The 21996-nt window shown below is 61.8% G+C and carries 22 protein-coding genes and 2 pseudogenes; 21 read left to right on the top strand and 3 right to left on the bottom strand.

Features of this window, described 5'->3' with window-relative positions; translation table 11 throughout:
- Positions 1–270 precede the first annotated feature (270 nt).
- Positions 271–519, bottom strand: a complete 249-nt coding sequence (locus I6F17_RS34935; RefSeq protein ID WP_225130572.1) for a DUF5372 family protein — start codon at positions 517–519, stop codon at positions 271–273.
- Between the two features lie 47 nt (positions 520–566).
- Here I6F17_RS34935 and I6F17_RS34930 point away from each other — a divergent pair.
- The 15 genes and pseudogenes from I6F17_RS34930 to I6F17_RS34860 form a co-directional block, all read left to right on the top strand.
- A pseudogene (locus I6F17_RS34930) lies at positions 567–725 on the top strand (IS21 family transposase); the annotation flags it as partial.
- Between the two features lie 522 nt (positions 726–1247).
- A complete protein-coding gene (locus I6F17_RS34925; protein ID WP_225130571.1) occupies positions 1248–2339 on the top strand; it encodes an IS5 family transposase in 1092 nt (363 codons plus the stop codon).
- On the top strand, positions 2339–2683 hold the full coding sequence (locus tag I6F17_RS34920; RefSeq protein WP_109141608.1) for a hypothetical protein: 345 nt from the start codon (positions 2339–2341) through the stop codon (positions 2681–2683). The genes I6F17_RS34925 and I6F17_RS34920 overlap by 1 nt, the downstream gene beginning before the upstream one ends.
- Positions 2684–2972: 289 nt before the next feature.
- Positions 2973–3190, top strand: a pseudogene (locus I6F17_RS34915) (MFS transporter); the annotation flags it as partial.
- Between the two features lie 281 nt (positions 3191–3471).
- Entirely contained in the window at positions 3472–4470 is a 999-nt protein-coding gene (trbB, locus tag I6F17_RS34910) for a P-type conjugative transfer ATPase TrbB (protein WP_109141607.1), read from the top strand.
- Positions 4467–4808 (top strand): TrbC/VirB2 family protein, encoded by a 342-nt coding sequence (locus I6F17_RS34905; RefSeq protein WP_109141606.1) that lies wholly within the window; start codon positions 4467–4469, stop codon positions 4806–4808. The genes trbB and I6F17_RS34905 overlap by 4 nt, the downstream gene beginning before the upstream one ends.
- Positions 4808–5083: a VirB3 family type IV secretion system protein gene (locus I6F17_RS34900; RefSeq protein WP_225130570.1), complete on the top strand. Its 276-nt coding sequence runs from the start codon at positions 4808–4810 to the stop codon at positions 5081–5083. Before I6F17_RS34905 ends, I6F17_RS34900 begins: the two co-directional genes overlap by 1 nt.
- A gap of 7 nt (positions 5084–5090) precedes the next feature.
- A complete protein-coding gene (trbE, locus tag I6F17_RS34895; protein WP_109141604.1) occupies positions 5091–7529 on the top strand; it encodes a conjugal transfer protein TrbE in 2439 nt (812 codons plus the stop codon).
- Positions 7526–8284 carry a P-type conjugative transfer protein TrbJ gene (gene trbJ / locus I6F17_RS34890; RefSeq protein ID WP_109141603.1) on the top strand — a complete coding sequence of 253 codons (759 nt, stop codon included), beginning with the start codon at positions 7526–7528 and terminating at the stop codon, positions 8282–8284. Before trbE ends, trbJ begins: the two co-directional genes overlap by 4 nt.
- A gap of 10 nt (positions 8285–8294) precedes the next feature.
- Positions 8295–8615, top strand: coding sequence for a putative entry exclusion protein TrbK-alt (gene trbK-alt, locus I6F17_RS34885; protein WP_109141602.1), 321 nt, complete (start codon positions 8295–8297; stop codon positions 8613–8615).
- Entirely contained in the window at positions 8612–9973 is a 1362-nt protein-coding gene (trbL, locus tag I6F17_RS34880) for a P-type conjugative transfer protein TrbL (protein WP_109141601.1), read from the top strand. The genes trbK-alt and trbL overlap by 4 nt, the downstream gene beginning before the upstream one ends.
- Before the next feature lie 3 nt (positions 9974–9976).
- Positions 9977–10666 carry a conjugal transfer protein TrbF gene (gene trbF, locus I6F17_RS34875; protein ID WP_109141600.1) on the top strand — a complete coding sequence of 230 codons (690 nt, stop codon included), beginning with the start codon at positions 9977–9979 and terminating at the stop codon, positions 10664–10666.
- Positions 10663–11742, top strand: a complete 1080-nt coding sequence (gene trbG, locus I6F17_RS34870; protein ID WP_109141599.1) for a P-type conjugative transfer protein TrbG — start codon at positions 10663–10665, stop codon at positions 11740–11742. Before trbF ends, trbG begins: the two co-directional genes overlap by 4 nt.
- Positions 11733–12935 carry a TrbI/VirB10 family protein gene (locus I6F17_RS34865; protein ID WP_109141598.1) on the top strand — a complete coding sequence of 401 codons (1203 nt, stop codon included), beginning with the start codon at positions 11733–11735 and terminating at the stop codon, positions 12933–12935. Before trbG ends, I6F17_RS34865 begins: the two co-directional genes overlap by 10 nt.
- Complete coding sequence (locus tag I6F17_RS34860) at positions 12932–13189, top strand: DUF2274 domain-containing protein (RefSeq protein WP_091878502.1); 258 nt, start codon at positions 12932–12934, stop codon at positions 13187–13189. The genes I6F17_RS34865 and I6F17_RS34860 overlap by 4 nt, the downstream gene beginning before the upstream one ends.
- Here I6F17_RS34860 and I6F17_RS34855 read toward each other — a convergent pair.
- A complete protein-coding gene (locus tag I6F17_RS34855; RefSeq protein ID WP_225130575.1) occupies positions 13153–14064 on the bottom strand; it encodes a LysR family transcriptional regulator in 912 nt (303 codons plus the stop codon). The genes I6F17_RS34860 and I6F17_RS34855 overlap by 37 nt on opposite strands.
- Positions 14065–14385: 321 nt before the next feature.
- Positions 14386–15090 carry a GntR family transcriptional regulator gene (locus I6F17_RS34850; protein WP_109141595.1) on the bottom strand — a complete coding sequence of 235 codons (705 nt, stop codon included), beginning with the start codon at positions 15088–15090 and terminating at the stop codon, positions 14386–14388.
- A gap of 257 nt (positions 15091–15347) precedes the next feature.
- Between I6F17_RS34850 and I6F17_RS34845 the strand changes: the two genes are divergently transcribed.
- The 6 genes from I6F17_RS34845 (at position 15348) to I6F17_RS34820 (ending at position 21978) form a co-directional block, all read left to right on the top strand.
- Positions 15348–16388, top strand: coding sequence for a mandelate racemase/muconate lactonizing enzyme family protein (locus tag I6F17_RS34845; RefSeq protein WP_225130574.1), 1041 nt, complete (start codon positions 15348–15350; stop codon positions 16386–16388).
- A gap of 19 nt (positions 16389–16407) precedes the next feature.
- The gene (locus tag I6F17_RS34840) at positions 16408–16593 is read left to right on the top strand and encodes a hypothetical protein (protein ID WP_225130569.1); all 186 of its coding nucleotides are present in this window, start codon (positions 16408–16410) and stop codon (positions 16591–16593) included.
- Positions 16594–16696: 103 nt separating this feature from the next.
- Positions 16697–18205 carry an ABC transporter substrate-binding protein gene (locus I6F17_RS34835; RefSeq protein ID WP_225130568.1) on the top strand — a complete coding sequence of 503 codons (1509 nt, stop codon included), beginning with the start codon at positions 16697–16699 and terminating at the stop codon, positions 18203–18205.
- A 43-nt stretch (positions 18206–18248) separates the two neighbouring features.
- Positions 18249–19235 carry an ABC transporter permease gene (locus I6F17_RS34830; protein WP_109145498.1) on the top strand — a complete coding sequence of 329 codons (987 nt, stop codon included), beginning with the start codon at positions 18249–18251 and terminating at the stop codon, positions 19233–19235.
- Complete coding sequence (locus I6F17_RS34825) at positions 19229–20149, top strand: ABC transporter permease (RefSeq protein ID WP_225130573.1); 921 nt, start codon at positions 19229–19231, stop codon at positions 20147–20149. Before I6F17_RS34830 ends, I6F17_RS34825 begins: the two co-directional genes overlap by 7 nt.
- A complete protein-coding gene (locus tag I6F17_RS34820) occupies positions 20146–21978 on the top strand; it encodes an ABC transporter ATP-binding protein (RefSeq protein ID WP_225130566.1) in 1833 nt (610 codons plus the stop codon). Before I6F17_RS34825 ends, I6F17_RS34820 begins: the two co-directional genes overlap by 4 nt.
- The last annotated feature ends 18 nt before the right edge of the window (positions 21979–21996 follow it).

Genomic DNA, 21996 nt, shown 5'->3' with positions numbered 1-21996 from the left:
CCATCTCGTAACGGACCTGGACCAAGTCCTTGGCATCGAAGAATGGATTGCCGACGAACAGCAGGTCGCGGACAGCTTCGGGGTCGGGATTGAGGACGCCGTCCTGCGCCAGCGCCGCGCTCTTCGGATCCTGTTTTTTGGCCTTCCCCAAGCCGGCACTATATGCTGATACTTTGCGAGAATATCCGATAAATCCGTCGTTTGGCAGCTGTGGAGCGGCGTCAATCCCTTTGCATGCGCGGCGTAATTCTCTTTACGCATGGTCGGACCTCAAACCCTCAGCGAGCCGATCCAGCGCGTCACAAAGGCCAGCAGATCAATGGTCCTAAAGGCTGCTCGAGCCGCGGCAATCAGCCGAAGCTCATCCACGGGATCGATGTCGGTCCAGGCGCTCGCAATCGTGCAAAGTCGTCCATTCTGCCCTTCATAGATCACCCGGTCTTCGCCCCAATGTCGCCGCCGGCAGATCAGATCGAACATGCGACCGCACAGCGGATGGAAGGGATGAGTGATCTGCACCTTTTGGCGGGTCGTACCTACACGGCCTGTAGTCGACGACTTTCTCCAAGGCCAAGGTCGAGCAGGCTGTCCTCATCGTCGAGCGCTGACTGCTCGGCCACCTGCGCCACCGGGTCTTCTACAGCCTTGCCGAAGTCAACGCGGTGATCGGCGAGTTGCTCACCAGGCCCAACGAGGAGCGGCCGATCCGGCGGCTCGGCGTGACGGCCGCCGGTTACTTGAGCTTGCGCCCCAGGTGATGAGCGCCTGCACACGCCCCATTGGATCAGACAACGCGGAACATTGCCCAGCAACTGGCACCAGCTGATTTCTCGACCGCTTCTTGCGTAGCGTAATTGCGCCTGTGGCATCGAGACCGACGACGTGGAGTATGTTCTCGAGATCGATGCCGATTGTGACAAGGTTCGTATTCGATATGGCCTGCGCTCCTGCTGCCGCCCCGCCGGGCTCAATCCACGTTGCCCCTGAGAGCGGGCGTGGTCCATGCCATTAACTCTCGACTACGCCTCGTACCATCGCCTCTGGAGCTTTGGTCGTCAAAGGCCCATTCTTGTGGACGTCCATCTGGTCTCTCCTCGGAACGCTGAACCTTCGCAACCTCAGCTTCCTCGGTTCAGACCAGATGGACAACCTTTTGAAACACCACATCTAGCAGGCTGTTGAAAAAGGCGCTCGCCGCGGACCGGCGACGGTGATTCATTGGCTCCGACGAGATTCGGAGATGGTGCGTGCGCGGCGGCGACAAACGAACGGGTGAGCTGTTCAGCTACGTTGACCTGGAGGCGCGGGTGCGGCGTGATCATCCGCTGCGGGCGATCCGGACGATGGTGAACGAGGCGCTGTCGACGCTGGAGCGTGAGTTTGCCGCGCTCTATTCGCCGATTGGGCGGCCGTCGATCCCGCCGGAGAAGCTGCTGCGGGCGATGCTGTTGCAGGCGTTTTATTCGATCCGCTCGGAGCGGCTCCTGATGGAGCGGCTGGAATACGACCTGCTGTTCCGCTGGTTCGTCGGCATCGGCGTTGACGACCCAGCCTGGGACCATTCGGTGTTCTCGAAGAACCGCGACCGGCTGCTGGAAGGCGACATCGCGGCGAAGTTCCTGGCGGCGGTGCTGGCGCAGCCCAAGGTGAAGAAGCTTCTGTCGAGCGATCACTTCTCGGTCGACGGCACGCTGATCGAGGCCTGGGCCTCGATGAAGAGCGTCAAGCCGAAGGACGGCTCGCGCGAGCCGCCGGCGCAAGGCGGCGGGCGCAATGCCGAAGCGAACTACCATGGCCAGAAACGCTCGAACGACACCCATGCGTCGACCACCGATCCCGATGCCCGGCTATACCGCAAGGGTAAAGGCAAGGAGACGAAGCTGTGCTTCATCGGGCATGGGCTGATGGAGAACCGCCACGGCCTGCTGGTTGACGCCTGCCTGACGCAGGCCGACGGGCACGCCGAACGGGTGGCCGCGCTGCACATGATCGAGCCTCTTGCCGACCGACCGACAGCGATCACGCTTGGCGCCGACAAAGCCTATGATGCAGAAGACTTCGTCAACGAGCTGCGGTCGATGAATGTGACGCCGCATGTTGCACAGAACACCAGCGGTCGTAGCTCTGCGATAAACGGGCGAACGACCCGGCACAGCGGCTACGCCGTCAGCCAGCGCATCCGTAAGCGGATCGAGGAGGCATTCGGCTGGATCAAGACGGTCGCGGGGCAAGAGAAGACCCGCTTCCGTGGCCGTGAACGCGTCGGATGGGCTTTTACCTTCGCTGAAGCCGCCTACAATCTGGTGCGGCTGCCCAAGCTGATTGCGGAGGCCGGCTGATGGCCAAGGTGCCTGGCTTCGCCAAGGCCTTTGCTGGCCGCTGGCGCATCGTCGAAATGGACAATTGGGACGGCGACTTCCTCGACCTCGTCGAAGAGGCGCATCTCACCTTCAAGGGCAAGTCCGACGGTGAAATTGCCTTCGGTGCGCTGAAGGGCTTCCTCGATGTCCGCTATGGCGCGCGAGACGGTTCGGCCTGCGCGGAGTTCTCATGGGAAGGGCACGATGAGAATGACCCCGCCTGCGGTCGCGGATGGGCTATGATCGGCACTGCGGGCAGGCTCGTCGGTCACTTCTACATCCACAATGGCGACGATTCAGCCTTCGTTTGCGAACGCGGCTGAGTTCTTCAACAGCCTGCTAGGGATCGCACCCGCAGTGACGCACGCCGCGAGCTCAGGTCCACGGTACAGCTCATACAGGGTCGATCACGGCCGAATCTACGGGCTGGTGGAGACGATCGAGCCCGGCGCGTGAGAAAGTTGGACAGACCAGAGTCTGTGCGCAGTGACCTAAAAGCCCCCTCATTTTTAGCGGGTGGCTAGTCCGTTTCGATCGCCCTAACATGCCGCCAGGCTGTGCAGATTACCCGCGCGCTGCGCTCGCCAACAATTGCCTTCGGAGTTCCTAAAAATGTCTGCCGATCGGCCGGCCACGCGGCTGGCGATGCGTCTTGCATTTTTTGTCGCTGGTTTTGGTATGGCGGCCTGGGGGCCGCTGGTGCCGTTCGCGAAGGAACGACTGGCGGTCGACGAGGGCGTTCTCGTTTTTCTGCTGCTATGCCTAGGTTTGGACTCGGTTCTCGCGATGTTTTTGACCGCCTTGTTGAGTGCGCGCTACGATCAGAACCAACGTTCACGACGCTCATGAAAAGCCAACCGCCAGGTTCGCCTGAATTGAGCGAGATTCTACCGTGAGCTCAATACGAGCGTGATCCGTGCTTTTTGAGAGCATATTGGCCGCAAAATTGACCGCTGAAGTTTGATGGGTACACGCCCCTGCAAGTATTTTTGCTCTGCTCTACGCCTGCGCCCTACGCCGGCTGAATACTTGTTGAACTGCCCCAGTTCATGCCTTTTCTATCCATCCCCGTCGCCGATCGCTTACCGCGATTGGCCATCGGGGGACGATCGTGGCGGGCACTTCACTCCATTCGGAAGCGTTTTCGCGTGGTGCACGCATGCTGCGCACCGCGCTTGGCCCTGCGATAGCGACTTTCCTCGAAGACCCCTCGATCGTCGAGGTGATGCTCAACCCCGACGGCCGGCTCTGGATCGACCGGCTGTCCGGCGGGCTGGAGGATAGCGGACGAACGATGTCCGCTGCCGACGGCGAGCGGATCGTGCGCCTGGTCGCGCATCATGTCGGCGCTGAGGTGCATGCCGAGAAGCCGCGCGTCTCGGCCGAGCTCCCCGAGACGGGGGAGAGGTTTGAGGGGCTTCTCCCGCCCGTCGTTGCGGCGCCGGCCTTTGCGATCCGCAAGCCCGCCGTCGCGGTTTTCACCCTGGATGACTACGCGGCGGCCGGCATCATGACGGCCGGGCAGGCGGGCCTGCTCCGCGAAGCCGTTGCCGCCCGCAAGAACATCCTGGTCGCCGGCGGCACCTCGACCGGCAAGACCACCCTAACAAACGCACTGCTGGCCGAGATCGCCGGCACCACCGATCGCGTGGTCCTGATCGAGGATACGCGTGAGTTGCAATGCCGCGCTCCGAATCTGGTCGCGCTGCGAACCAAGGACGGCGTGGCGTCGCTATCCGATCTTGTCCGCTCCTCCTTGCGTCTGCGTCCCGACCGGATTCCGGTCGGCGAGGTCCGAGGCAGCGAGGCCCTGGAGCTCCTCAAGGCCTGGGGCACCGGCCATCCCGGTGGGATTGGCACGATTCACGCCGGCACGGCGCTGGGCGCGCTTCGCCGCCTCGAGCAGCTCATCCAGGAAGCCGTCCTTACCGTTCCCAAGGCGCTGATCGCCGAGACGATCGATCTCGTCGCGGTGCTGCGCGGCCGTGGCAGCGAACGCCGCCTCGCCGAACTCGCCCTCGTCGCCGGTCTTGATCCCGCCACTGGCGATTACCGCGTCCAATCGGCCGGAGCGGGCGGCCAATCTTCGCTTCCCAAGGACCCATCATGATCCAGTTCCCTCCCGCGATCCGTGACGTTCGCCGCCGCTTCACCGAGCTCGCGGCAATTGCCTTCATCTCCATCGCTTTTGCCCCCGCGGCTTACGCCTCCGGCTCCTCGATGCCGTGGGAGACGCCGCTCAATCAGATACTGGAGTCGGTGCAAGGTCCGGTCGCCAAGATCATGTCGGTCATCATCATCACCGTGACCGGCCTGACGCTCGCCTTCGGCGATACCTCCGGCGGCTTCCGCCGGCTGATCCAGATCGTCTTCGGCCTGTCGATCGCCTTCGCCGCGTCGAGCTTTTTCCTGACCTTTTTCAGCTTCTCCGGCGGAGCCTTGGTGTAATGGCCGCGATCGTCGATCCGGAGGTGCCAGGCTTCTTCGCGCCGGTCCATCGCGCGCTCACCGACCCGATCCTGATGGGCGGTGCGCCCCGGACGGTTGCGATCGCCAACGGCACGTTGGCGGCCGCAATCGCGCTCGGCCTCCACCTCTGGATTCCCGGAGCGCTGATTTGGGCTGCGGGTCATGCCGCAGCCGTCTGGGCGGCCAAGCGCGACCCGCAGTTCGTGGACGTCGTTCGACGCCACCTCCGCTATCCATCCTATCTCGGCGCGTGAGGCCTCCATGCTGAATCTTGCCGAATATCGCAACCGGCCCCACAGTCTCGCCGACTTTCTGCCCTGGGCCGCTTTGGTCGAGAAGGGCGTCGTCCTCAACAAGGACGGCGCGTTCCAGCGCACGGCGCGCTTCCGTGGTCCGGATCTCGACAGCGCGACGCCTGCCGAACTCGTCGGCGTGACGGCCCGCCTCAACAACGCGTTGCGGCGTCTCGGCTCAGGCTGGGCGATCTTCGTCGAGGCCCAGCGCATCGCTGCCCATACCTATCCGCACAATACTTTTCCCGATGCCGCATCAGCGCTGGTCGATCTGGAGCGACGGGACGCTTTCGAGGAGGCCGGTGCGCATTTCGAGAGCCGCTATTTCCTGACCTTCGTCTGGCTCCCGCCAGCCGAGGACGCCTCGCGCATCGAGGGCTGGCTCTATGAGGGACGCGCGCGGAGCGGCGTCGATCCTCATGAACTGCTGCGTGGCTTCGTCGATCGGACCAACCGCGTCCTGCAACTGGTCGAAGGGTTCATGCCGGAGGTGGCGTGGCTCGATGACGGCGATGCGCTGACTTACCTGCATTCGACCATCTCGACCCGGCAACAGCGCGTACGCGTCCCCGAGACGCCGATGCATCTCGACGCGTTGCTCACGGACGAGCCGCTCGCCGGCGGCCTCGAGCCGCGCCTTGGCCGCCACCACCTTCGCACGCTCACGGTGGTCGGCTTTCCGACCGCCACCCATCCCGGAATTCTCGACGAGTTGAACCGGCTTGCGTTCCCGTACCGTTGGTCAACGCGCGCGATCCTCCTCGACAAGACCGAGGCGGTGAAGCTGCTGACCAAGATTCGCCGACAGTGGTTCGCCAAGCGAAAGTCGATCGCTGCCATCGTCAAGGAGGTGATGACCAACGAGGCCTCGACACTGGTCGACAGCGATGCGGCGAACAAGGCCGTCGATGCCGACCTCGCTTTGCAGGAACTGGGCACTGACGACGTCGGCCAAGCCTACGTCACCGCGACCGTCACCGTCTGGGACGAGGATCCCGGCCTCGCCGCTGAGAAGCTTCGCCTGATCGAGAAGGTCATCCAGGGTCACGACTTCACCTGCATGCCGGAAGGCGTCAACGCGCTCGAAGCCTGGCTCGGCTCTCTGCCGGGGCACGCCTACGCCAATGTCCGTCAGCCGCCGCTCTCCACATTGAACCTGGCCCACATGATTCCGCTTTCGGCGGTCTGGGCCGGGCCAGACCGCGATGAGCATTTCCGCAGCGCCCCGCTGTTCTTCGGCAAGACGGAAGGCTCGACGCCGTTCCGTTTCTCGCTCCATGTCGGCGACGTCGGCCACACCCTGATCGTCGGCCCGACCGGCGCCGGCAAGTCCGTGCTGCTGGCGCTGATGGCGATCCAGTTCCGCCGCTATCGGAAGAGCCAGATCTTTGCCTTTGATTTCGGCGGCTCGATCCGCACGGCGGCGCTTGCCATGGGTGGCGACTGGCACGACCTCGGCGGCAGCCTGTCGAACAGCGCCGAGGATTCAGTCTCGCTTCAACCGCTCGCAAGCATCGGCGATGCGGCGGAGCGCGCCTGGGCGGCCGAATGGGTGACCGCGATCCTCGCCAAGGAGGGCGTCACCATCGATCCGACCGTGAAGGAGCACGTCTGGTCGGCGTTGACCTCGCTGGCGTCCTCGCCGGTCGAGGAGCGCACGATCACCGGCCTCACGGTTCTCCTGCAATCGACCGCGCTCAAGCAGGCGCTGCAACCTTATTGCGTCGGCGGCGCCTCCGGCCGCCTGCTCGACGCGGAGGCCGAGCAGCTCGGTTTTGCCTCGGTGCAGGCGTTCGAGACCGAGGGCTTGATTGGCGCCGGTGCTGCGCCTGCCGTCCTCACCTACCTGTTCCATCGCATCGAGGGACGGCTCGACGGCCGGCCGACCCTCCTCATCATCGACGAGGGGTGGCTTGTCCTGGACGATCCGGCCTTTGCGCAACAGCTCAGGGAATGGCTGAAGACGCTACGGAAGAAGAATGCGTCCGTCGTCTTTGCCACCCAGTCGCTCTCCGACATCGACGGCAGCAATATCGCACCCGCAATCATCGAGAGCTGCCCGACGCGCATCTTTCTGCCGAACGAGCGCGCGATCGAACCGCAGATCACCGCCATCTATCAGCGGTTTGGCCTAAACGATCGCCAGATCGAGATCATCGCGCGGGCGACGCCGAAGCGGGACTACTACTGCCAGTCCCGCCGCGGCAATCGGCTCTTTGAACTCGGCCTCGGGCCGGTCGCGCTCGCCTTCTGCGCTGCGTCCTCCAAGGCCGACCATGCCGCCATCGAACGGCTGCTCGCCGAGCACGGCCGCGACGACTTCACGGCCGCCTGGCTCGCGGATCACGAGCTGCTCTGGGCCGCCGATCTCATCCCTGACCTGACAAACCTGGAGGTGCAATCATGACGACTCATGACGTGCGGCGCGCTGGCTTGGCTGCTGCGACCGCTCTCTCGCTCACCTTGTCGATCTCGCCGCTTGTGACGGCGCCGGCCTCCGCGCAGTGGATCGTCTACGACCCCACCAACTTCAGCCAGAACGTCCTGACCGCGGCCCGCGAGCTGCAGCAGATCAACAATCAGATCCAGATGCTAAACAATCAGGCCCAGAGCCTGGTCAACCAGGGAAAGAACCTGGCCAACATGCCGTTGTCGACACTGACCCAGCTTCAGGCACAGGTCGCACGGACCCAGTCGCTGCTGAGCCAGGCCCAAAACATCGCCTTCAACGTCGAGCGCATCCAGACGGCCTATTCCACGACATACGGCACGGCGGCTGCGACGGGCTCGAATGCGACAATGTTTGCCGCGGCTCAAGGTCGTTGGCAGAACTCAGTCGGCGCCTTCGAGGACTCGCTGAAGGTGCAGGCCGGCGTCGTCGGCAATATCTCGACCAACTCCGGCGCAATGAGCTCGCTGGTCACCGCCAGCCAGTCGGCTAGCGGCGCCCTCCAGGCCGCTCAAGCCGGCAACCAGCTTCTTGCTCTGCACTCCCAGCAACTTTCCGATCTTGTCGCGGTTCTTGCCGCAAAGGGGAGGGCGGACGCGCTGGAGCAGGCGCGCGTGACGGCGACCGAATCGCAGGGCCAGCAGCAATACAGGATATTCTCGACGCGCAGCGGCTATCAGCCTGGCAACGTCACCATGTTCAGCGGCAACTGAGGCATCGATCATGGAGCGCTCGGATGTCCTTCGCGCAGGCGCGATGATCGTCGTGTTCGCAATTTTCCTTGCCGCGCTGCACGTCATCCACCGGCGTCCCGCGGAGCGCCCCATGTCCGACGCTCCCCCTGCCTCCACTCCCGATGACCTCTCGGCCGAGCTGCTCCGCTGCGCCGAGCTTGGACCTCAGGATGCCGAAGATGCGCACTGCCAGGCGGTTTGGAAGGAGAACCGCGCGCGCTTCTTCGGCAGGCCGGCGCGGCCAATTCTGCCGCAGGCCGCGCCGGCCACACAGCCAATGACGGGTGCTCCAGAGGGAGAGAAGCGGTGAACAACGTCGGCGTTATCGACACCTTTCTCAATACTTTCACGACCTACATTGATTCGGGTTTCGGTCTAATCAAGGGCGAGGTCACCTACCTGTCGTCGACGTTGATCGTCATCGACATCACATTAGCCGGTCTGTTCTGGGCTTGGGGCGGTGACGAGGACATCCTCCAGCGCCTGGTGAAGAAAACCCTCTACATCGGTTTCTTTGCCTTCATCATCACCAATTTCACCAAGCTCTCAGGGATCATTTTCAATAGCTTTGCCGGCCTTGGCCTGAAGGCAGGTGGCTCGTCGATCTCCGCTGCGGACTTCCTGCGGCCAGGCCGACTCGCGCAGGTCGGTCTTGATGCTGGGCAACCGCTGCTCGACGCAGCCAGCCAGATGATGGGGTTCACCAGCTTCTTTGCGAACTTCGTCCAGATTGCCGTGCTGATGGTGTCCTGGCTGTTGGTGCTGATCGCGTTCTTCATTCTGGCCGTGCAACTCTTCGTGACGCTGATCGAGTTCAAGCTGACAACGCTCGCTGGTTTCATCCTGATTCCCTTCGCCCTCTTCAACAAGACCGCCTTTCTCGCCGAGAAAGTGCTGGGCAATGTCGTCGCCTCCGGTGTGAAGGTCATGGTGCTCGCCGTCATCGTCGGCATCGGCACAGGTCTCTTCTCGCAGTTCACCACCGCCTACGCCGGCGGCCAGCCGACCATAGAGCAGGCGCTCTCTGTCGTGCTCGCGGCGCTTGCCATGCTCGGCCTCGGCATCTTCGGTCCCGGCATCGCGACGGGGCTTGTTTCCGGCGCGCCGCAGCTTGGCGCCGGCGCTGCCGTCGGTACCGGCCTCGCGGTCGCCGGTACAGCGATGGCGGGCGGCGCGTCCCTTGGGCTGGCCGGAAGGGGTGCGATGGCGGTGAGCTCCGGCGCTGCCGCCGCCGCCCGTGGTGGTGCAGCGACGGCGGGCAGCATGTCCTCCGGCTACAGCCTCGCGTCAGCCGGTGGGTCCGGAGCCGGTGGCGTCGTATCTGGTCTCGGTGGCGCGGGTCGAGCGGCGGCCAGCGCAGCGGCAGCTCCCGTTAGACGCGCCGCGTCGCAAGCAGCGGGGGCGATGAAGGAGAGCTTCACTTCCGGTGCCCGTGCCGGCGTCGCCAACACAGGCGGCTCATCGACCATGGGGACCATTGGGAGTGGGGAGGCGGCGAACGATGCAGCCGCATCTCAAGCAGCGGGCGAAAGCGGCCCGCCCGCCTGGGCCCGGCGCGTCAAGCGCAATCAGTCAATCGTTCACGGCGCTCAGACGGCCGCGCAAGCCCTCAAATCCGGCGACAGCCATGGCGGCGGCCATTCCGTCGAGCTATCAGGGGGAGAATAATCAATGTCAGTCTTTCGGCGATCGTCGGTGCGCTACGGCCGTACGCCCGAACCCGAAACGCCGTACCAACGCGCGGCGCAAGTTTGGGACGAACGCATCGGCTCGGCCCGCGTGCAGGCCAAGAACTGGCGGCTGATGGCGTTTGGTTCGCTGGTCCTGTCGTGCGGCCTCGCCGGTGGGCTCGTCTGGCAATCCACCCACGGCACAGTCGTTCCCTGGGTGGTGCAGGTCGACAAGCTCGGCGAGGCGCAAGCCGTCTCGCCCGCCGCTGCCGACTACAGACCAAACGATCCGCAAATTGCCTGGTATCTCGCCCACTTCATCGAGATCGTTCGCTCGCTTCCGGCCGATCCAATCATCGTGCGACACAACTGGCTGCAAGCTTATGACTTCACGACCACGGCGGGGGCGGCGGCCCTGAACGAATACGCCCGCGCCAATGACCCCTTCGCCAATCTCGGCAAGCAGCAGGTCGCCATCGACGTATCCAGCGTCATCCGGGCCTCGCCCGACAGTTTTCGCGTGGCCTGGGTCGAGCACCGCTATCAGGACGGCGCGCTCGCCGGCACCACACGGTGGACCGCGATCCTCACCATCGCGATCCAGCCGCCCACCGACGCCGATCGGCTGCGTAAGAATCCACTCGGCATCTACGTCAACGCCATCAACTGGTCAAAGGAGCTGGGACAATGAGCCCGCCGATTTTCTCGAAAGCCGGCGGTCCGGCTTCGTCTTTCTTCATCGTTCAGCAAAACCGGAAAGACGGCGATCCGCACTTCCGTATATCCGCCTTTGCGGCTTTACTGATATGCGCCTCGACACTCGGCGGCTGTGCGCACAATTTCATCCCGCCCGACATCAACTACGACACCGCGGAGCCGGCAACGCTGACCGCCGATCCGCCAGCGCCCGTCAAGATCGTGGAATTGCCCAAGCCGTTGCCGCTGCCTGGCCAGTTGAAACCGCTTGCTGCCAGCAAACGCGTGCCGGAAGCCGCTGACCCGAAGGTCCGCGTCAAACAGGCCAACGCCGCGGCACGGGTGCAGCCAGTCCGCAACGGCTTCATCAACGCGGTGCAGGTCTATCCCTTCTCGGGTGGAGCCCTGTACCAAGTCTATACGGCGCCGGGTCAGATCACCGATGTCGCCCTCCAGGAAGGCGAGCAACTCGTCGGCACCGGTCCGGTCGCTGCCGGCGACACGGTGCGCTGGATTATCGGCGATACCGAGAGCGGAGCGGGTACGACCAGGAAGATCCACATCCTGGTCAAGCCGACGCGGCCGGAACTGGTCACCAATCTCGTGATCAACACCGACCGGCGGACCTATCTCCTTGAGCTGCGCTCGACGGAGAAGACCTACATGGCCTCGGTCTCCTGGCAGTATCCTGAGGATCAACTCATCGCGCTTCGGCGGCAGAATGCAGCCGCTGAAACCGCAGCGCCAATCGCGGCCGGCGTCGATCTCGCCGCGATCAACTTCCGCTACGCGATCGAGGGCGATGATCCCGCCTGGCGTCCGCTGCGTGCCTTTGACGACGGGAACAAGGTCTACATCGAGTTTCCGAGCGGGATCGTCCAGGGCGAAATGCCGCCGCTGTTCGTCATCGGTCCGGCCGGCGGCTCCGAGCTGGTGAACTACCGCGTCAACCGCAACTACTACATTGTCGACCGTCTGTTTGCCGCCGCCGAACTGCGTCTTGGCGACAAGGACAGCGAGCGGCGCGTGCGCATTGTGCGCACCGACGGAAGGCCGCGCGCATGGCGATAGATGGCGAACACGAACATCAACGCGATATCCCGCCTGTCGCACCACCAGACCTTCGGCTCCGAGGCGAGCGGCCTCGTGTTACGCGGCTCTCGCGCAAGGTGCTTATCGGCCTCGGCGCGGTGTCTGCCGTCGCAATCGCGGGCGCGCTCGGCTACGCGCTGCAGACCGGCAACAAGCAGCAGACGGGCCAGGAGTTGCTCAGCACCCAGAACAGGCCTTCGGCCGAGGGCCTCGCCGCCTTGCCGAAGGACTATACCGGTCTGCCGCGTCAAGCGCCGCCGCTCGGACCGCCGCTGCCGGGTGATCTCGGCAAGCCCATCCTCAACGCCGGCGCCGCACCGAACACCACGGCAGCGACGTCTGATCCGGAGACCCAGCGTATGTCCCAGGAAATCGAGGCGGCACGGGTCAGCCGCCTCTTCGCCCAAACTGCTCAACAGCCGCAGGGCGTTGGCCAACTCATCCCAAATGCTCCCGCCGGGACCGCGACGACCGCGGCGGCGACACCGCCCGTCGATGCCGGATCCGCCCAGAACATGCAGGACCGCAAGATGGCCTTTCTCACTGCTGCGACGGACAAGCGCACGGTCAGTCCGGACCGGCTCGAGGCCAAGGCCTCACCTTACGTCGTGCAAGCCGGCACCGTGATCCCGGCTGCGCTCATCACGGGCATCCGCTCCGATCTGCCAGGGCAGGTCACCGCCCAGATCACGGAGGCGGTCTACGACAGTCCTTCCGGCAAATATCCCTTGGTGCCCCAAGGCGCCAAGCTGATCGGCCAGTACGACAGCTATGTGGCGTTCGGCCAGAGCCGCATTCTCTTGGTCTGGACTCGCATCATCATGCCGGACGGCAACTCGATCGTGCTGGAGCGCCAGCCCGGCGCCGACACCGGTGGTTATGCCGGCCTCGAGGACGAAGTCGATAATCATTGGGGCATGCTGTTCAAGGCCGCCGTTCTCTCGACCATGCTGAGCGTCGGAGCCGAGGCGGGAACGAGCCAGAATGAGAACAACCTTGTCCAAGCAATCCGTAGCGGTGCGTCCAACAGCATTAGCCAGACCGGCCAGCAAATCGTGCAGCGCCAGCTCAACATCCAGCCGACGCTGACCATCCGGCCAGGTTTTCCGGTCCGCGTCATCGTCACGCGCGATTTGGTGCTGGCTCCCTACGGACAAAAAGGTGCGCGATGACGAAGCTCAAGCTTGGACCACTCGAAGACGATAAACCGGTCAAGCTCACGATCGAGCTGCCGGCGGCGGTTTTCAGGGATCTCAAAAGCTACGCCGAGATTCTGACGCGTAGCGGAAGTGCGACGACGCCGACCGAGCCTGCCAAATTGATCGCGCCGATGATCGAGCGCTTCATGGCGACCGACCGCGCCTTTGCGAAGGCCCGGCGAAGTGCTGCTCAACTCTCGCCCGGGTCGGCGGAAAGATCTGGATAGCGTTCACGAATCAAGTCGAGAAACGGACGTACTAATGGATTGCCGTTGGACTGCCGCCAATAGACGCGGAAGCTCAGCCGCGTCGGTCCCTCGGCATCATGTACCTCCCGAAAGGTGACACAGGGATAAGTCGCGCCAGTCGCACTTTCCAGGGCGAGGAGAATACCGAAGTCCATGCCCACCAGGGAGAGAAGCCTGTCGAGCCCCACGTCATAGCGAAGCAGCTTGCAAGGATCGGAAGATCCTAATTTGCTGATAAGAAGCTTGAGGAGCTCCGGTCCGGGGCCACGCTGTGACATCAAAAGCTGTTCGCGCCGCAGCTCGCCCCAGTGAACTACGTCATGACTTGCCAGAGGATGTTTCGCAGGGAGGGCAGCAACAACACGTTCGCTCCAGAGCACCAATGACTTGCCGCTCCAATTCGGATTGGGATCTGCCACGACAGCGACATCGATGGCTGAGCTGGCGAGGTCCGAAATCAGATGCTCGCTCGCTCCGTCGACAAACTGTCTATCGACATCGGGAAAGCGGTGCCTGTGCTCGAGGAGGGTGGCTCGGAGATTGCCGGCTGACAGGGAGGTGTGGATCCCGATGGTCAACCGACCGCTCTCGCGACGCGAGCGGGTCTTGAGGCGAGCGGCCATTGCTTCAGATTCGCCTACGATGCGCCGGGCATCCTCGAGAAATTCTCGACCTTCCATCGTTGGTCGCGTGCCTCCGTTGGTACGCTCGAATAGTTTGCTGCCCAACGCGTGTTCGAGACTTCGTAGGCAGCGACTGAGCGTCGACTGCTTGATTCTAAGCGTCTCTGCCGCTTGACGGATGCTTCGATGCTGGGACGCAGCGATCGCCCAGCGTAGATCTCGAAATTCCACAGCCACGCTCGAAGCCCTATGGTGAGTTGTGGGACCAAGTGTTTTCTTGCCCCTCCATAAATTGTGTTGCGTCAGCTCCTACGACTTCGGCCGGAATACGTATTTCAACACCGAGGTTATTTCAAACGTTAGGATGCGCGATGGAAAAAGACAACTACAGGCTACTTACCGTCTGATGAATTCGGTTCTCTCTCTCTCTCTCTCTCTCTCTCTCTCTCTCTCTCTCTCTCTCTCTCTCGATCCTGCGGCGAATGTCGCCAAATGATCCGGCCCAGCCGGCTCCGCGAATTTTGCGGACGCTGACTGCAATGCCTTCCCTCCCTAGAGCTTGCGCGAAGCCACTTTGTTGGTCTGTTTGGCTTCCGTCTCCTGAAGGTGCCTAACCAGAAGCTCGCCTGAGGTCTTGTTGTGCTCGCGTGCGTAACGTTCGGAGGCGGCCGCATCGCCCCTGAGCAGCGCGTTGACCATTTTCTCGTGGTTCGCGATGACCATGTCGGGCCGTTCAAGGATTGCGTTTGAAGAGGCCATGTACATGCAAACCTGATGTTCGACTAAGCCGTAATGATCGGCAAGGCGGTTGTGTCCCGAAAGGACAACGATCGTCTTGTGAAGCGCGAGATCACTATCGTTAATCCGCTTCTGGTTGCGGCTTTTTGCGGCGGCCTTCATGTCGTCGTAAGCCGCCTCCATCGGTTGCCTCCGATTCGGGTTGGCGGCAGCGAGCTGTGCGGCCAGGCCCTCGAGGCTGGATCGAAGTGTGTAGAGCTCCCATGCATCCTTGGATGTCAAGCTCGCGACCTCCCAGCCCGAGTAAGGCTTCTGCTTCACCAGGCCCTCGCTCATCAGCCGCTGCAACGCCGCCCTTATCGTACCCCGCGACACGTTGAGCTCCGTGGACAGTTCGGTTTCTGTCAGGCGCTTTCCCGGCGCGAGGCCGCCACTGGTGATCGTCTGGCGGATAACGTCGGCAGCCGCACGGTCCAAACTCCGCTTCTCGACTAATCCCGAGATGATCTTAGCAGCCATTCTTCCTCCAACCGCGTTTGCGGAATGTTCGTTCTGAGTCACGGCGGATATTGGCGAACATTCGCCATTGACACCAGAGAATTCGTGTTGTTTGTTAATTGTCGACAATCAGCAGTTGAGCGAGGCCGTGCTTGCGCATTTCCGAAACCAAGGGCGTTAGCTTCGCCGGTCTGCAGCGCCTCTCGTCGTCAGCCGCCTCTCACAAGATCGTAAAGGCGGATGCGATCCTGGTATCGATTCCGTTCGAATCCGGCGGAGTGCCGCCTTGGAGCTTCGGCGGAGCGCCGAAACTGCAGTTCGACACGCTGTTGGTGAGACTGGAAACCGAACAGGGCATCGTGGGGTGGGGCGAAGCCTTCTCGCGGTGCGAGGACAAGTCGCTGAAGGCGATGATCGAGACGCGCGTGTTACCGCTCGTGATCGGCAGGAGCGCCCTGGAAATCGGCAAGATCAAGTATGATGTGGAATTCCGGCTCCAGAATTTTGGCCGCGTGGGCCCTATCATCTATGGCGTCTCCGCGGTCGACATCGCGCTGTGGGACATCCTCGGCAAGATCTCCGGACTGCCGCTCACCGCATTGCTAGGCGGTGCATTCGCCAGCGAAGTCGAGGTCTATGCCAGTCTGATGCGCTACGGCAATTGCGCCGATGTCGTCAGGGCCACCCGGCAGGCAATTGAGCGCGGATATCGTTACATCAAGTTGCACGAGATCACCGCGGACGAAATCCACGCCGCCGTCGAAGCCGCAGGGGCGCAGGCCGCCGTCATGCTGGATACCAATTGCCCATGGCCGGTGGCGGAGGCGCTCAAATACGATCGGCTTCTCGAGCCTCTCAATCTGTACTGGCTGGAGGAGCCGGTCTGGCCACCGGAGAACTATGCTGGGCTGGCCCGCATTCGTTCAACCGGGCGGCACCACATCGCCGCCGGCGAAAATGCCGGCAGCCTGCATGATTTTGTTGCGATGATCGCCGCAGGGGCCATCGACATTGCGCAGCCTGATGTCGCGAAAGCTGGCGGTATTTCCGAGCTCGTGAAGATCGCATCGCTTTGTCAGGCTGAATCAATCGAATTCGTGCCGCATTGTGCAATCTTCGGCCCCGGCCAGGTCGCGACCATACACCTCAATGCGGCGCAGCGATCAGTCCCGATGCTCGAGCGGCTCTATTGCGACTTCGAGGCCGAGATCTACGGCGGTGCTACGCTTCCGGTCAATGGAAAGGTTGCCGTGCCGACGGGGCCGGGGCTTGGCCTCGACCCTGATCCAGGTGTGATCAACCGCTACCGCGTTGCCTGAAGGACGGAGGCGTTGTGACATGGGCCATAGTTACATTCGTCTCAACAGCGTCGTCGGCGGACCATCACCTAGCCGCGCTGCTGCGCGCAATTGCGCTCTTCGTGAAGGCACGAAGGTTCACGCAGGCCTGCCTGATCAGCTCGCGGGCGAGATGAAGCAGATCAGCATCGCGCTGGAAAGCGCGGTCCTGGACCAATTTATGTGAAGAGAGCGCTCATCAAGCGCGCTGTTTGCGCGTCTAACCCAAGAAGAGGGGACTCGAAATGGTAACACGGAGAGAGTTGCTTGCAGGAGCCGGAGCAGTTGCCGTGGCTAGCGGAGCGGGTCTCAAACCGCTCCCAGCGAAGGCGGCGCAAAGTAAAACCCTCGTGCTGGCGTCGATGGGCCCGGTCACCGGCAATTGGGATCCGACCTCTCACACGACCCTGGGGCAGTTGAAGTTCGAAAAGTTCGTATTCAATCATCTGACACGCTGCGAAATGCGGGCGGGTAAGTCTGAAGAGCTGACCCCGGACCTCGCCACCAGTTGGAAGCTGATCGATGCGCACACCCTGGAGTTCAAGCTTCGGGACGGCGTCAAATTCCACGATGGCAAGGAGTTCGGTGCTGAAGATGTTAAGGCGACCATGGAGTATGCCTCCAATCCGGCGCGCCCGGCATCCGCCCTCTATCCGGGCCGCGTTGATGTCGAGGTCGTCGACAAACTGACGGTCCGGTTGAAGACCGAAAAACACGGCTACCCCGCGTCTGCCTTCTGGTTCATTTCGAGCTTCCTTCCAATCCTGTCGGCAAAGGATATTGCCGATCCCGCGCTCCTCCAAAAGCGCCCGAACGGCACGAACGCCTTCAAATATGCGGGCACGCAGGGAGACAGGAACAGCCTCGAAGCGAATGATGAATTCTGCGGCGGACGTCCCAAGATCGATCGGATCGTCTATGCCTACGTTCCGGACGCCAACACGCGCGCGCTGGGCCTGTTGAACGGCGAATATCACATTGCCGAACGACTGGAGCCCGAGCAATACGCCTCGTTGTCAAGCAACCCGAAAGTCACCACCCACAGGGCGCTGACGACCGAAAACAAATATTTGCACTTCCGGTGCAACAAGCCTCCCTTCAACGACGCACGCATTCGCCGCGCAGTTTGCCACGCCATCGACCGCGATCAAATCCTGTCGCTGATGGGCGAGGCGGCCACACCGTCTAACTGCTATATTTCGCCGACCAAGTTCGGCTTCACGGACATTCCTGATTATCCCAAGTTCGATCCGGATGCCTGCCAGAAGCTTCTCGCCGAGGCAGGGTTTCCCAAGGGAAGGGGGCTGCCGCAACTCGAATATATCACCTCGATCGGGTTCTATCCGAAGACGAAAGAGTATGGCGAGCTGATCACAGCGATGCTCGCAGAACAGGGGCTTGATGTTCGCCTGACTGTTCTTGAACCGGCCGCGTGGGAGCAGGCGATCTATCGCCGCGCTGACGGCCAGGGCCAGGGCCACATGTGCGACGTCGGCTGGATGACCGGATCGCCGGAGCCGGATCTCGTGCTTCGACCGAACTGGCATTCAAGCGCCGCGCTGATCACCGGGATCAACGACCGGGAAATTGACGCGGTGCTAGACAAGGAACGCGCCGCTACAAACCCGGAAGAGCGCCGCAGTATTTGCAAGAATGAGACGTTTCCCACTCTCGCAAACAAGGTTCCGAGCTTGTCGCTCTTTTCCGCCGTGACCTTCCATGCCGCAGCCAGGAATCTGACGGGGGCATACTATTTCCCAAACGGGCCGATTGACCTGAGCAAGGCGGACCTGAGCTAAAGGGGCCGCAGCAAAAGTCTTTGGGAGGCCAGGAGCCGACATGCTGTTTGCGCTCGACTTCTTCGCTCGGCGCCTTGCACAAGGGTTGGTATTGGTCGTCGTCGTGACGATGCTCATCTTTACGCTGCTGCGCGTCGTTCCCGGCGACCCTGTGCGTATGATGCTGGGGCCAATGGCGTCAGTATCTGTCGCAGAGCAGACCGCCAAAGATATGGGCCTGAGGGATCCAATCCCGGTTCAATTCGGCCGCTATGTCGCGCAAATCCTGACGGGGGATTTCGGGAGCTCTTTCGTCAGAAGCGCACAAGGCGGCAGCACTGGCGGCTCGCGAGGCGGCTCGACTTTCGATGCCGCCAACCGTGCATCCGTTTTGGGCCTCATCACAACCAGTCTACCCTTCAGCCTGCTCCTTGCTGGCCTTGCATTCCTGTTTGCCTTGGCAATCGCGCTCCCGATCGGCATAGCCGCGGGCTTGAGATCAGGACGATGGCCGGATCGGCTTGCACTGCATTTGGCTTCCGTCCTGGTCTCACTCCCCAATGTATGGTTGGCCCTCGTTCTCATCTTTCTCGTCTCCGCCAAGGCCGGATGGCTGCCGGCGATCGGCTATCAGGGGCCGAGCTACGCAATCTTGCCCGCCATTGTTCTCGCGATCGAACTTGCTCCGACCCTCATTCGGTCCGTCTCGGTCTCGGTGAGCGGAAATCTTGTCGAGCCATACGTGTCGCAGGGTGAGATTCGCGGTCTCTCGCGCAGCCGAATGATTGTCGCGCACGTGCTGCGCAATTCGAGCATCCCCGTCCTCAATGTACTCGGGATACAGGCCATTGGGGTTTTGCTTGGTGGTCTGTTCGTCGTCGAATACGTCTTCAACTATCCCGGCGTTGGCCTTTTGATGATCAACGCGGTCTTCCAACGGGATTTCCCAGTTATCCAGGCCATCGCGATCCTCGCCTGTGCGACCTTGGTGATGCTCAATATTCTCGTCGACTTTGCAGCGATGGCGATCGACAGGAGGCTCCAATACTAGCATCGACGGAACTTTCGGCCAGGACCGACAGCCCTGCGGCAACACGAGGTCGCGGCATCGCGGCCAGCATCTTCGTGCAGGCATGGCGAACAACTGAGTTCAGGATTGGATTTGCCCTGTTTTGCCTGCTGATCATCCTTTCTGTCCTGGGACCCTACATTCTCAATCTGTCGCCGACCCAATTCAATGTCAGCAAGAAATTCCTGCCACCGGCACTGCTGGATCTTTCGAGCTGGCCTTATCTGTTTGGCACCGATCAACTCGGCCGTGATCTGTTTACCCGCTCCCTCATCGGTCTTCGGAATGCCCTGCTGATCGGCATCACGAGCGTTGCGGGAATGTTCATCCTTGGCTCAGCCATTGGCATGATCTCAGGCTATTTCGGCGGATGGGCCGGCTTGCTCTTGATGCGGATCACAGACGCGCAGATGTCGATTCCCGCGATCATTCTGGCGATCACAGTTCTCGGCGTTTCACGTCCCACTCCGCTGGCCATCATCCTTGTTCTGATTCTTGCCGGCTGGCCGGCGTATTCTCGCGTAGCGCGCAGTGTGACCCTGTCCGAGCGCCGCAAAGAATATGTTCGAGCGATAAAGATTCTCGGCGCCTCAGACGCGCGGGTCCTGCTCGTTCATATCGCGCCCAACATATTGCCTCCGATCGCCTTTGTCGCAATCCTGGACATTGCCCGCATGATGATTTTCGAGGCTGTGCTGGGCTTTATCGGGATCGGCATTCAGCCGCCCACGCCGACATTCGGCACCATCATCGCTGACGGCACGAAGTACATTTTGAATGCCTGGTGGATCACCACGGTGCCAGGCCTCCTGCTCGCGATCACACTCTGTTGCATCAACATCATGGGAGGAGCTCTCGAGCGATCTCGCAACAAGATCTTGCTAGGATTCGAATGATATCGCCGGTCAACATTCTTGATGTCCGCAATCTGACCGTCGCCCTTGATCTCGGGCCGCGCGGAACGCGCGCCGTGCTCACCGATGTCAATCTGAGTGTCGATGAAAACGAAGTGCTCGGCATCATCGGCGAGAGCGGCTCGGGAAAGACGGTGCTGTCGCGGGCGCTTGTCAGGTGGGTCACCAGCCCACTCGAAATCGAATCGGGCGCTATCAGTTATCGCGGCAACGATCTTCTGAGACTACCCCGGGCAAAAATGCAGGCGCTCCGTGGGCGCAAGATTGCCTACATAGGCTCCGATCCCGCCAGTGCTCTCGATCCAACCCTTCCGGTTGGCCGGCAAATCGTCGAAAAACTCAAATCCATCGAGCCTGATATCTCCAACGGCGAGGCAGAGGGACGTGTCATACGCCTGCTCGATGCCGTAAAGATGCCCGGCGCGAAACAGCGATTTGAGGAGTTTCCGTTCCAGTTCAGCGGCGGAATGATGCAACGCGCCCTGATCGTGGATGCGCTCGTGACGAACCCGGACCTTCTGGTCGCCGACAACATTACGCAACCTCTTGACGTTACCGTCGCTGCTCAAATCCTTCGGCTCCTGCGCGAGTTGCAGCGGGATTTCAAGACGGCGATTCTGTTCGTTTCATCTTCTTTCGGGGTCATCAACGAAATCGCGCACCGGGTTCTTGTTCTCGCAGGCGGCCGCGTCGTCGAGACGCAAAGCGTTCAGCAATTGATCGCGGCTCCGCAACATGCCTATACAAAGCAGTTGATAGCGGACATCCCCCGCATATGGCAGAGCTCGACTGAAGCCGTTGCAGATGAGGTGTCACCTGCCGCAAATGATGTCATTCTGTCGGTGCGAAACGTCAGCCGGATTTATCCCGCGAGGGATAGAAACAAGCTGTTTGCAAACCAGTTCGTGCACGCGGTGCGGGACGCTTCGTTCGACGTTCGACGAGGTGACAATTTGGCGATCGTCGGCGAATCGGGGTGCGGGAAGTCAACGCTTTCGCGTCTCCTGAGCCGCCTGGAGGTCCCGGATTCAGGGCAGATCTTGTTCATGGGCGAAGATATCGCGTCTATGAAGGCCAAGCGCCTATTGGCGCTCCGAAGGAAATTCCAGCTTCTCCTGCAAGATCCGTTTAGCTCCATTCCGCCTCATCTTTCGATCGGGCGAACCATCGCCGAACCTCTCTACGTCCATGGAGGGTTGTCGCGTTCCGAGATCCGCGATCGGGTTGCGGCGACCATGCAGGAAGTCGGACTGTCTCTCGACCTGTTCGGCAAACTTCCGGTCGGATTGAGCGCCGGGCAGCGTCAACGTGTGAGTATCGCCCGGGCCCTCGTTCTCGATCCCGAGTTGCTCATTCTTGATGAGACGCTATCGGCGCTCGACCAGGTCGAGCAGCGCAAGCTGCTCGCCCTTTTTCAGCGGCTTCAGGACCAACGCGGAATTACCTACATCTACATCTCACACGATCTTGGGATGGTGCGGCGAGCCTGCAATCGCATCGCCGTGATGTATCTGGGGCGCGTGGTGGAAGTGGCTGACAATCGGACCACCTTCATCGAGCCGAGACACCCCTATACCCGTGCGCTCTTGAGCGCGGTACCGGCGGTTGAGGAACGTCCTTTCAAGGCTGAGACCTACCTCCTGGAAGGTGAGCCGCCCAACCCAATCCACATCCCAGCAGGCTGCAGTTTTAGACCACGCTGCCCGTTCGCGCTCGATAAGTGCGCCATTGATGATCCGCCGCTCGCGGCACGCGGACGCGATGAATTGGCTGCTTGCCATCTGACAGAAATAGACCCGCACCATCAATGACTTTGCAGGATTGCGCGG

The organism is Bradyrhizobium sp. NBAIM18, assembly GCF_020193825.1.
In the GTDB taxonomy this organism is placed as follows: domain Bacteria; phylum Pseudomonadota; class Alphaproteobacteria; order Rhizobiales; family Xanthobacteraceae; genus Bradyrhizobium; species Bradyrhizobium yuanmingense.
This window is presented reverse-complemented; position numbering and strand designations above follow the sequence as displayed.